Here is an 8,379-nt window from a genome sequence, read left to right as displayed (position 1 = left end):
CCGCACGCAACTGTTGTACAGCGGCATCGAGTTTTTCCGGAGCGACGGCGAGGATGTAGGCGTCGGCCGCGGTCGGTCCGTCGACGATGCGCGCGCCGCTGGCGAGCAACACGCGGCGCAGTTCGGCCACCTCGGTGTGCGGCGCGAAGGCGACGACGAGGCGCGCCGGCTCCGCCGCCACCGGGCGCGACAACGCGCGATAAGTGTGTGCTTCGTCCGCCGTCTGCACGCGTGTCGACGCGAGTGTGACGACAAGACCGGCGATCAAAACCATCTGCGCCGCCAACACCCGGCCCAGCCACGGCCGCGGCAGCAGGTTCTCGCGCCAGGCATGCAACCGTTCGCGCCAGGACGGCGTCGTGCACACAGGCGCAGGCAGGCGTGCGCGCAATGCCGCGAACGCGCGGTCAACGTCGCGGCCAGGCAACGCGACATTGTTCGCCTCACGCAACTGCCGCTCCCACTCGAGTTCGCCACGGCAGGCCGCGCAGGTCTGCAGATGCCCGTCGACAAGACGGGCTTCGGTCTCACCCAGCGTTCCGGTGACGAACCACGGCAGCAGGTCGCGCACCACGTTGTGGGTGGAATCCAGATTGACGACACGTGTGCTCACAGGATGTCCTCCAGGCGTTCGGGCAGCAGCGCCTTCAGGCGCCGGCGCGCGTGGAACATGCGCGTCTTCACGGTATCGACCGGGCAACCCATGATCTGCGCGATTTCGTGATAGCCGATCTCGTGGAAGTAGGTCAGTTCGATCACCGCGCGATGGTTGGGCGAGAGTGCGTCGACCGCCTCGGACAACACGCGGCGCAGCTGTGCGCGCATCACCTCGTGCCTTGGCTCCGCATCGTCGGCCACGGCTTCGATGCCCTCGTCCGCATCGACCGGAACGTCGACGTCGCGCAGCGCCTTGAGCGATTTGCGCCAGGCGATCGCGAAGATCCAGGTCGAGACCTTGGACGAGCCGTCGTATTTGTGCGCGTTGGTGGAGACGACGAACATCGTGTCGTTGAGAATTTCCTCGACCAGCTCCGGCCGCCGCGTCGTGCGTTCGATGAAACGCGTCAGGCGCGGGAAATAGCTGCGGTACAGGTCCTCGAACGCGCGCGCATCGCCACGCGCAACGCGCGCAACCAGCTCCGCATCGCCCGCGCCGGCCGTAACGTGCGGTTTCGACTGCACAATCGCGTTGGCGCCCGGCCTTGCAAACATGGATGCGTCTCTTGCCATTTCCGTCTATTCCGGGACCGGGGAAGGCGGTTCAATCTTGCGCTGGACCTACTCGTCGCACCCACATCGCCGGCGCGATGAACCTTTGCGCCGATGGCGGGAATACACGCAACACAACGGCGGATACGGCGGCAATCCGTGACCTCCGCCGATTGTCCTCTCGATGCGCCACCGGAGCCAGCCCATGCCCAAGTACGTTTCCCTACTGTCCATCCTGCTGTTTGCCGCCGCATCGGCGAACGCCGCCGACCATGCCGTCAGCGTCGGCGGCAGCGGCCTGTCGTTCTCTCCGTCGAGCCTGACGATCAACAAGGGCGACACCGTCACCTTCCACAACGCCGGCGGCTTCCACAATGCCGTTTCCGATACCGGGCTGTTCACCAGCGGCGCGGCCAGTTCGAGCAGTTGGAGCTTCACCACGCCTGCATTCAATACCGCGGGCAGCTTTCGCTACTACTGCGAAATCCACGGCGCCCCGGGCGGCGTCGGCATGGCTGGCATGATCACCGTGCAGGACAACAGCCCGCCGCCCGATTTCGGCCTCGCGGCGCAGTCGAACAACCTCAGCGTCGCCCAGGGCGGCAGCGCCAGCGACACGATCACGGTCACGCCGACGAACGGCTTCTCCGGCAATGTCGCCTTCAGCGCGAGCGGCCTGCCCTCGGGCATTACCGCAAGCTTTGCTTCCAACGTACTGACCCTGAACGCCGACGCCGGCGCCGCGACCGGCACTTCGAGCATCACCATCACCGGCACGTCCGGCAACCTGACCCATTCGCTGCCCATCGGCCTGACCGTGACCGCCGCAGCGCCAACCTTCGCGATCGTGCCGGGCATCACCGGTTCCTGGTATCTGCCGGCGCAATCCGGCCATGGCTTCAATGTCGAGGTGCTCAAGGGTCCGGGTCAGGACAACGGCTTCCTCGCGTTCTGGTACGTCTACGACAACGCTGGCAACAATCTCTGGCTGGTCGGCCAGGGCAGCTATGTCGGCGATACCGCAACGCTCAACGTTCTGTCGGGCAGCGGCGGCATGTTCCCGCCGAACTTCGACAAGACCCGGATCGTGCGCACCAACTGGGGCACGCTGACCCTGAAGTTCAGCGACTGCAACAACGCCACGGCGCAATGGAATCCGGTCATCCCGGCCTACCCGAGCGGCTCGATGGACCTCGTCCGCCTCAGTGGCGTCAGCGGACTGGCTTGCCCATGAGCAGCTACGCAAGGACCTCGCCCGCGGCGAAGCCGAAGGCATCTCGGCTCCGCCGCACGGCGGTCGCGATGTTCGCCGCGGTGATGCTGTTCGCGGCCGGCGCCACGCAGGCGGTCGGCGTCGGCGGACAGGCTCCGGATTCGCGCCTGCCGCAGCTCGGCGTCGGCACGGCAGGCATCGTGACCACACAGGACTATGGCTACCCGCCACCGACGCCGGATTTCAGCCTCGCCGCGCAGTCGTACAACCTCAGCCTCGTCCAGGGCGGCAGCGTCAGCGATACGATCACGGTCACACCGATGGATGGCTTCTCCGGCAACGTCGTTTTCAGTGCCAGCGGCCTGCCGTCCGGCGTTACCGCGAACTTTGCTTCCAACGTGCTGACCCTTAACGCTGACGCCGGCGCCGCGACCGGCACTTCGAGCATCACCGTCACCGGCACCTCCGGCAGCCTGACTCATTCGTTGCCCATCGGCCTGACCGTGACCGCGGCGGCGCCAACCTTCGCGATCGTGGCGGGCATCACCGGTTCCTGGTACCTGCCGGCGCAATCCGGCCACGGCTTCAACGTCGAGGTGCTCAAGGGGCCCGGCCAGGACAACGGCATGCTCGCGTTCTGGTATGTGTACGACAATGCCGGCAACAATCTCTGGCTGGTTGGTCAGGGCAGCTATGTCGGCGACACCGCGACGCTGCAGGTGCAAACGGGCAGCGGTGGCATGTTCCCGCCGAACTTCGACAAGACCCGGATCGTGCGCAGCAACTGGGGTACGCTGACCCTGAAATTCAGCGACTGCAACAACGCCACCGCGCAATGGAATCCGGTCATACCGGCCTACTCGAGCGGCTCGATGGATCTGGTCCGCCTGACCGGCATCAGCGGACTGGCCTGCCCATGAACCGGCACGCAAGGAGCTCGCCTGCGGCGAAGCCGGAGGCATCTCGGCCTCGCCGCGCAGTGCTTGCGATGCTCGCCGCCGTGATGCTGTTCGCAGCCGGCGCGGCGCCGGCGGTCGGCGTCGGCGAACGCGCCCCGGATTTCCGTCTGCCGCAGCTCGGCAAGGACGCGCCACTCGGCCTCGCCGACCTGCATGGCAAAGTCGTCTTCGTCGACTTCTGGGCCTCGTGGTGCAGTCCGTGCCGCGAGGCGATGCCGCAATACGAGAAGCTGCGCGCCTCGCTGCCGGGCGATGCGTTCGCGATCCTCGCGGTCAACGTCGACGAGACGCGCGCCGATGCGGAGAAATTCCTCGCCGCACATCCGGTCGGTTACGCGATCGTGCTCGATCCCGCCGGTGAGGTACCGAAGGCCTACGGCTTGATCGGCATGCCGACCTCGTACCTGATCGATCGCAACGGCGTCGTACGCTGGCGCGGCCAGGGTTTCAAGTCTGCCGACATCGACACGCTGCGGCAGGAGATCGACAAGCTCGCCAAGGAACCTGCGCATGCGTCCTGATCTTTTACTTCGTCTGGTCTGTGCGCTCGCATGCGGCGCGTCGCTGGCCGCCTGCGCGACCACGCCCGTGCAGCCGTGGGAACGCGCGCACCTCGCGCGCTGGGACATGCGCTGGGACCCGGACTCGGTGCAGACGGCGATGAAGCAGCACGCCTACTTCAGCAAGGAAGGATCGAACGGCACGATCGGCGCCGCCGGCGGCGGCTGCGGGTGCAATTGACGACAGGATGTCGTCATCCCGGACAGCACAGGGATGTGCGTTGATCCGGGATCCAGTTCTTGAGGAAAAATTCTCCCATGCGCCCGTCCGCTCCGCTCGCCGCCCTGCTCTCCGCCGCCGCGGCCTTGCTGCCAGCCGCGCACGCCAACGCCGCCGACAGCGACGAGGCGAATACGCGCGCGAGCTATCGTTTTTCCGAGTACGACGAAGACGCGCTCCACGGCACGGTGGTCGGCGACCCGCGCCGCTATCGCGTGCTTTCGCAGCAGCTCGCCGTCGACACCAAACTCGACGGCGGCGCCTGGGGCCTCAAGCTTGATGCGACGCACGAGGTGATGAGCGGTTCATCGCCCTGGTTCGTCGCCCCCGACGCACAGCAGCACCCGGTGCAGGTGTTGAGTGGCGCCACGATACGCGACCATCGCAGCGCGCTGTCGGTCGCGCTGACGCAGGGTCCCGGCACGAGCGCGAACACGACCTACACCGCCTCATACTCGAAAGAGCGCGACTACCGCGCCACCGCGATCGGCGTGGAACGCAGCCAGCCGCTCGATGCCGCGACCACGCTCGGCTACGGCGGCAGCTTCTCGCACGACCTGATCGAGCCGACCGACGCGGCGCTGTACAACCGCATCACGCATGCGACGAAAAACACCGCTTCCACGTTCGCCAGCCTCGCCTGGGTGCTCGACCGTGATTCCGTGCTGCAGGCCGGCGTGCAAGTCAACCTCGGCCACGGTTACCTGACCGATCCGTACAAATTGTTTTCCTACGGTGCGGACATCGTTGCCGAACGGCGCCCCGACCGGCGCGTCGAAGCCGCCGGGCTCGTGCGTTATCGCCGCTCATATGCGCAGATCGACGCCGCCCTGCACCTCGATTACCGCTATGCGCAGGACAGCTGGGGCCTGACCTCGCATACCATCGAAGCGTCCTGGTATCAGGGCCTCGGCCACGGCTGGCGCCTGATTCCGACGTTGCGCTGGTACAGCCAGTCGGCGGCGCGCTTCTATGCGCCGTTCCTCGCCGCGCCGGCCGGGCAGCGTTACTACTCGAGCGATTATCGCCTCGGCACGTTTGGCGCATTTTCCACAAGTATAAATATCCGCAAGGCGATCGGCCGCTGGGAATTCAGCCTCGGCGCCGAGCGCTACCACAGCGCTAAAGGCCTGGCGCTCGACAGTGGTGCGGCCGTGCCGGCCCTGGTCGACTCGACACGCGTCTGGGCGGGGCTCGATTTCGGCATCGACTGATGCGAGAGTGCGGCAATGGACCTGCACCGCTACGCGTTTTCGAGCATGGGCTGCCCTTGCGAGATCCAGCTCGAAACGGATTTTGAGTCCGGCGCAAGCGCCGCGGCGGCGAAAGCGCAGGCCGAAGTCGCACGCCTCGACGAAAAATATTCGCACTACCGCAGCGGCAACTGGCTCGCGTGCCTGTGCGCGAGCGCGGGCAGCGGGCGCGCAGTCGAACTCGATGAGGAAGCGACGAACCTGGTCGACTTCGCCGCCGCGCTGCACGCACAGAGCGCGGGCCGCTTCGACATCACCGCCGGCGCGCTGACGAAGTTATGGGACCTGCAAAGTGGACGCGTGCCCGCGCAGGCGCAAATCGACGAGGCCCTCGCGCGCACCGGCTGGCATCGCGTCGAATGGCGGCGCCCCTATCTGACCTTGCCTATCGCGGGCATGCACATCGACTTCGGTGGCGTGGTCAAGGAATACGCGGCCGACCGTGCCGCGGAAATCTGCCGGCAGAACGGAGTCGCGCACGGCGTCGTCGATCTTGGCGGCGACCTCGCCGTCATCGGCGCGCATGCCGACGGCAGCGCGTGGCTGGCCGGAATCAAGGCGCCGCGCAGTCCGGAAAAAGTATACGCGAGCATCGAACTCGACCGCGGCGGCCTGGCCACAAGCGGCGACTACGAGCGCGTGATGATCGTCGACGGCAAACGCTACTCGCACATCGTCGATCCGCTGCGCGGGCGGCCCGTGGAAAGTTTCGCCAGCGTTAGTGTGCTCGCCGACAGTTGCCTCGTCGCCGGCGCAGCATCGACGTTGGCGATGCTGCTCGGGGTCGAACGCGGCGCTGAATACCTGCGCGAACTTGACCTGCCCTGGCTCGCTCTCGATGCCGACGGGCGCGCACGCGGCAACATCGAATCGGCAACGTAGGGGCTCGATTCATCGAGCTCGGCTCTGGATTTTCGCGATGTCGACCGGGCTCGATGAATCGAGCCCCTACGAAATCACCGCTGCTCCGGTGCCAACTCACGCGCGTCGCGCAGGCGCCAGGCAATCCACGCCGCGCTGATCGAGGCCAGTGCGCCAAGCGCCGCGAAGAACGACGGCGCGGCATATCCGAAATCGCGCAGCAGCGAGAGCACGCCGACCACGGCGACGTCGCCGAAGCGCCACACGGCGGTATCGACAAAGCCCTTGGCTTTGTAGCGCGTTTCACGGTCGACGCGCGTGTACAGGCTGTCGATTGCGGGATTGTTGATGCCGTAGGAACCGGCGCGCGTGACGATCAGCGCCGCGGCCACCGCAGCGGGCTGTCCGACCAATGCGAGCGTGACCAGGGTCAGAAATTTGACCAGCTCGGTCGCGCTCACGCTGCGCGCGGGGCCGAACCGCGTCAACGCCAAGCGCGTGACGAAAATCTGGATCAATGCCATCAGCGCGTTCGTCGCAAAATCGACGTTGGCGAAGAACTCCGTGCGCGCGGCGCCGTCCAGATACTGATGGCCGATGTCGGTCTGCAGGTTGTAGAGCACGCCGCCGACGCTGTCCCCGAGCAGCACGAGCAGGGCGATGCGGCGCAGGAACTTCGATCCGAACACGAGCTTGGCACCGGCCCAGAAACCGCCGCCGATGACCTCTTCGTTGCGCCGCACGTCCCTCGCCACCGGATGCCGGCGCGACCAGGCGACCAGACCGAGCACGCAGGCTATCGCGCCCGCGAGCAACGCCGCGGAAACGCCGAGCAGCGGACCGATGCCGATCACGTGCACCAGGTATTTGGTCAGCAGAGGACCTGCGATCGCGCCGAGGGTGCCGCCGAGCGCGACGACGCCGAACAGGCGATACGCTTGATCGGCGCTGAAAATGTCGGCGACGAAACTCCAGAACACCGCGACGACGAACAGGTTGAACACGCTCATCCAGACGAAAAACACCTGGCCGAGCACGCGCGGATTGAGCTCGCCCTGCGCCTCGAACACAGGGATGAATGCAAGCAGGTTGACGATGAAGAACGCATACACGATCGGCACGAAATGCTTGCGCGGAAAGCGCGCGATCAGCCAGCCGTAGACCGGGGTCAGGATCAGAGTGACGATGAAGGTCGTCAGATAGAACTGGAACAATACCTGCGAGCCGCTCGCTGCCGCCAACTGCCCTTGTACCGGACGCAACACGTAGTACGCCGCGAGCACGCAAAAGAAATAAGCGCAAGAGAGGATCAGCGCCGGCCATTCCGCGGACTCGACGCGGAAGAGGCCGCGCTGCTGTTCGGTGCTGGATGTCGCCAAGGGGCCGTCGCCGATTGCCGGGGGCGTGAAGGGTAACATGTGCGGCGCGGTTTGCCGCCCTTCTCCCCGCGGCGATGCGCTTGCCGTATTCTTCGACTATGGCCTTCCCTCTCGCTTCGATCCACATCTATCCGGTCAAGTCCTGTGCCCCGGTGACGCTCAAGTCGTCAGCGGTGGAAACGCGCGGGCTCGCGCGCGACCGGCGCTGGATGGTGATCGATGCCGACGGCAAGTTCCTGACCGGGCGCAAGCATGCGCGCCTGACCCTGATCCGCGCGCTGCCGAACGCGGACGGCTCGCTGCATCTCGACGCGCCTGCGACCGCGGGCATTCGCGTACCCGTGCCCGATACCCACGGCCGGCGCATCGACACGGCGGTATGGGACAACGCGGTCGCGCCGCTGCTCGCCGACGAAGCACCGAACGCGTGGCTGAGCAAGTTCCTCGGCGCGCCCGCGCGCCTCGTGCACATGGATGCGGAATGCGTGCGCGCGGTCGACGCGAAATACGCGCGCGCCGGCGACGAAGTCAGCTTCGCCGACGGTTTCCCGCTGCTGCTGATCTCGCAGGCCGCACTCGACCTGCTCACCTCGAAACTGGCCGCGCCGGTGCCAGCGCTGCGCTTCCGCCCGAATCTCGTCGTCGCCGACACCGAACCGCACGCCGAGGACGGCTGGAAACGCATCCGTGTCGGCGAAGTCGAGTTCGACGTGGTCAAGCCTTGC

10 protein-coding genes are annotated in these 8,379 nt (G+C 66.4%); 7 read left to right on the top strand and 3 right to left on the bottom strand.

Annotation, left to right across the window (positions count from 1 at the left end; genetic code table 11):
- The coding region (locus VF497_RS17130; RefSeq protein ID WP_330890985.1) for a zf-HC2 domain-containing protein at positions 1-613 on the bottom strand (613 nt) is incomplete at its 3' end.
- Positions 610-1,212: an RNA polymerase sigma factor gene (locus VF497_RS17125; protein WP_330890983.1), complete on the bottom strand. Its 603-nt coding sequence runs from the start codon at positions 1,210-1,212 to the stop codon at positions 610-612. The genes VF497_RS17130 and VF497_RS17125, both read right to left, overlap by 4 nt.
- 202 nt (positions 1,213-1,414) lie before the next feature.
- On the opposite strand from VF497_RS17125, the gene VF497_RS17120 reads away from it, so the two are divergent.
- The 6 genes from VF497_RS17120 (at position 1,415) to VF497_RS17095 (ending at position 6,296) form a co-directional block, all read left to right on the top strand.
- Positions 1,415-2,443, top strand: a complete 1,029-nt coding sequence (locus tag VF497_RS17120) for a plastocyanin/azurin family copper-binding protein (RefSeq protein WP_330890981.1) — start codon at positions 1,415-1,417, stop codon at positions 2,441-2,443.
- Positions 2,440-3,342 (top strand): hypothetical protein, encoded by a 903-nt coding sequence (locus tag VF497_RS17115; protein ID WP_330890979.1) that lies wholly within the window; start codon positions 2,440-2,442, stop codon positions 3,340-3,342. Before VF497_RS17120 ends, VF497_RS17115 begins: the two co-directional genes overlap by 4 nt.
- Before the next feature lie 68 nt (positions 3,343-3,410).
- On the top strand, positions 3,411-3,902 hold the full coding sequence (locus tag VF497_RS17110) for a TlpA disulfide reductase family protein (RefSeq protein ID WP_330890977.1): 492 nt from the start codon (positions 3,411-3,413) through the stop codon (positions 3,900-3,902).
- The gene (locus VF497_RS17105; protein ID WP_330890975.1) at positions 3,892-4,122 is read left to right on the top strand and encodes a DUF4266 domain-containing protein; all 231 of its coding nucleotides are present in this window, start codon (positions 3,892-3,894) and stop codon (positions 4,120-4,122) included. Before VF497_RS17110 ends, VF497_RS17105 begins: the two co-directional genes overlap by 11 nt.
- Positions 4,123-4,199: 77 nt before the next feature.
- On the top strand, positions 4,200-5,375 hold the full coding sequence (locus tag VF497_RS17100; RefSeq protein WP_330890973.1) for a DUF3570 domain-containing protein: 1,176 nt from the start codon (positions 4,200-4,202) through the stop codon (positions 5,373-5,375).
- Positions 5,376-5,390: 15 nt separating this feature from the next.
- Positions 5,391-6,296, top strand: coding sequence for an FAD:protein FMN transferase (locus tag VF497_RS17095; protein ID WP_330890971.1), 906 nt, complete (start codon positions 5,391-5,393; stop codon positions 6,294-6,296).
- 74 nt (positions 6,297-6,370) lie between these two features.
- Here VF497_RS17095 and VF497_RS17090 read toward each other — a convergent pair whose 3' ends face one another.
- Complete coding sequence (locus VF497_RS17090) at positions 6,371-7,654, bottom strand: NTP/NDP exchange transporter (protein ID WP_330890969.1); 1,284 nt, start codon at positions 7,652-7,654, stop codon at positions 6,371-6,373.
- A 98-nt stretch (positions 7,655-7,752) separates the two neighbouring features.
- Here VF497_RS17090 and VF497_RS17085 point away from each other — a divergent pair.
- On the top strand, positions 7,753-8,379 hold a 627-nt coding region (locus VF497_RS17085; RefSeq protein WP_330890967.1), incomplete at its 3' end, for an MOSC domain-containing protein.

Source organism: Rudaea sp., assembly GCF_036383415.1.
Lineage (GTDB): Bacteria > Pseudomonadota > Gammaproteobacteria > Xanthomonadales > Rhodanobacteraceae > Rudaea.
The sequence above is the reverse complement of the archived record's forward strand: the minus strand, read 5'-3'. Positions and strand labels throughout refer to the sequence as shown.

Bases quoted from the DNA above. Each gene is read 5' to 3' on its own strand.
- VF497_RS17110 (WP_330890977.1), top strand. From the start codon at position 3,411: ATGCTCGCCGCCGTGATGCTGTTCGCAGCCGGCGCGGCGCCGGCGGTC.
- VF497_RS17120 (WP_330890981.1), top strand. From the start codon at position 1,415: ATGCCCAAGTACGTTTCCCTACTGTCCATCCTGCTGTTTGCCGCCGCA.
- VF497_RS17105 (WP_330890975.1), top strand. From the start codon at position 3,892: ATGCGTCCTGATCTTTTACTTCGTCTGGTCTGTGCGCTCGCATGCGGC.
- VF497_RS17125 (WP_330890983.1), bottom strand. From the start codon at position 1,212: ATGTTTGCAAGGCCGGGCGCCAACGCGATTGTGCAGTCGAAACCGCAC.
- VF497_RS17095 (WP_330890971.1), top strand. From the start codon at position 5,391: ATGGACCTGCACCGCTACGCGTTTTCGAGCATGGGCTGCCCTTGCGAG.
- VF497_RS17100 (WP_330890973.1), top strand. From the start codon at position 4,200: ATGCGCCCGTCCGCTCCGCTCGCCGCCCTGCTCTCCGCCGCCGCGGCC.
- VF497_RS17115 (WP_330890979.1), top strand. From the start codon at position 2,440: ATGAGCAGCTACGCAAGGACCTCGCCCGCGGCGAAGCCGAAGGCATCT.